A 1,529-nucleotide genomic window follows, 5' to 3' on the forward strand; every position below is an offset into this window, starting at 1 on the left:
GGCCTCGTCGATGTCGGTCACCATCAGCTTGGCGCCGGCCTCGGTCAGAAACCGGCAAAGATACCAGCCGACATGGCCCAGGCCCTGCACCGCAACGGTGACGCCGCCCAGATCACGGCTGCCGTGTTTGTGGGCACGCGTGGTGCAAATCGCGTTGAAAATACCGCGGGCGGTGATCGGAGAGGGATCGCCGCTGGCATATTCGCCATCGGCAAGACCTGCCACAAACCGGGTTTCCTCTGCCAGAACCCCCATGTCGGAAGGGCTCATCCCCATGTCTTCGGCAGTGATGTAGCGGCCGTCCAGGCTTTCGATGGCACGGGCAAAGGCGCGCAGCAGCTCCGGCGATTTGTCCCGGGCAGGGTCGCCGATGATCACCGCCTTGCCGCCGCCCAGCGTAAGTCCCGCTGCGGCGTTCTTGTAGGTCATGCCTTCGCTGAGCCGCTGTACGTCGGTCAGTGCTTCCTCTTCGCTGGCATAGGGGCGCATCCGCAATCCGCCGGCGGCGGGACCCAGCCGGGTGGAGTGGATGGCGATGAAGCCAAGCAGCCCCGCGGAGGCCTCCTCGACGCGGTAGATCTCTTCATGGGTGGTTGATGCGACGGCAGTCACTGTCATCTGGATTGCTCCTCCAAAACTTTTCCCGATGATACTAGGGCGCGGGCGCCGGTTTTCACTAAAAAGACCTGCCAGAACGGTGGTGTTTGGTGGTATGCTCTGTAGAAGAAGCCTATCTTAGAGGAAACCTCCATGGACTCAATTGATCGCAAGATCGTGGCCGCGCTTCAGCGCAATGGGCGGCTGAAGATTTCCGAATTGTCAGAGAAGGTCGGGCTATCGCCAACGCCCTGCGCGCGCCGGGTGGCCAATTTGGAGGAAAGCGGCGTGATCAGCGGCTATTCCGCGCGGGTGGATCAGGCCAAGATGGGGCTGCCGGTCACGATCTTTGTGGCGGTGGAGCTGGAGCGCCAGTCAACCGGCGCCCTGCAGGCCTTTGAAAAAGCGGTGCGCCAGTTCGATCAGGTGATGGAGTGCTATTTAATGACTGGCACGCGCGATATCCTGTTGCGGGTGGTGGCCGAGGATCTGCCGGATTTCGACCGGTTTCTGGAGGACCGTCTGATGCGGGTGCCGGGCATTCGCAATACCCGGTCCAGTTTTACCCTGCGCACCATGATTCAGCGCGATGCCCTGCCGGCCTGCTAACCGGTTCACGCCGGAGGGGGCCTGTGTTAGGCTGGCTGCACAGAGCAGGCCCGCACGTCTGGCTGCCAATCGCAACGGCGCGGGGCGGCTGAGAAGCCGATGCAGGGTAAATAACAGGATCATGGGGCACAAATGGCAAGAGCAACCAGCAAAAGCAGTACATCCGGGCGCAAGTCCGGCGAGGGCAAGCCACCTGTCCGCAAGGCAGGCACGCTGAAGGCATCCACCGCTAGGACGGCGGCTGTGAAACCTGAGACAGGCGAACCTGAAGATGTGAACGCACCGATGCAGCGGAACGCGCCGGAGGCTAATCCGTCATCCGA

General features: G+C 62.1%; 3 protein-coding genes. 2 read left to right on the forward strand and 1 reads right to left on the reverse strand.

Annotated elements, in window-relative coordinates; translation table 11 throughout:
• A partial coding sequence (locus A2I95_RS36980; RefSeq protein WP_291737456.1) for a Glu/Leu/Phe/Val dehydrogenase dimerization domain-containing protein occupies nucleotides 1-618 on the reverse strand: 618 nt, incomplete at its 3' end.
• Between the two features lie 132 nt (nucleotides 619-750).
• On the opposite strand from A2I95_RS36980, the gene A2I95_RS36985 reads away from it, so the two are divergent.
• Entirely contained in the window at nucleotides 751-1,206 is a 456-nt protein-coding gene (locus tag A2I95_RS36985) for an Lrp/AsnC family transcriptional regulator (RefSeq protein ID WP_129371302.1), read from the forward strand.
• A 132-nt stretch (nucleotides 1,207-1,338) separates the two neighbouring features.
• Nucleotides 1,339-1,529, forward strand: a 191-nt coding sequence (locus tag A2I95_RS36990) for a hypothetical protein (RefSeq protein WP_291737457.1), incomplete at its 3' end; no start/stop codon positions are given.

The organism is Leisingera sp. F5 (assembly GCF_001593695.1).

What these genes read in the sequence shown, in the direction of transcription:
- A2I95_RS36985 (WP_129371302.1), top strand. Translation starts at nt 751, where the DNA reads ATGGACTCAATTGATCGCAAGATCGTGGCCGCGCTTCAGCGCAATGGG.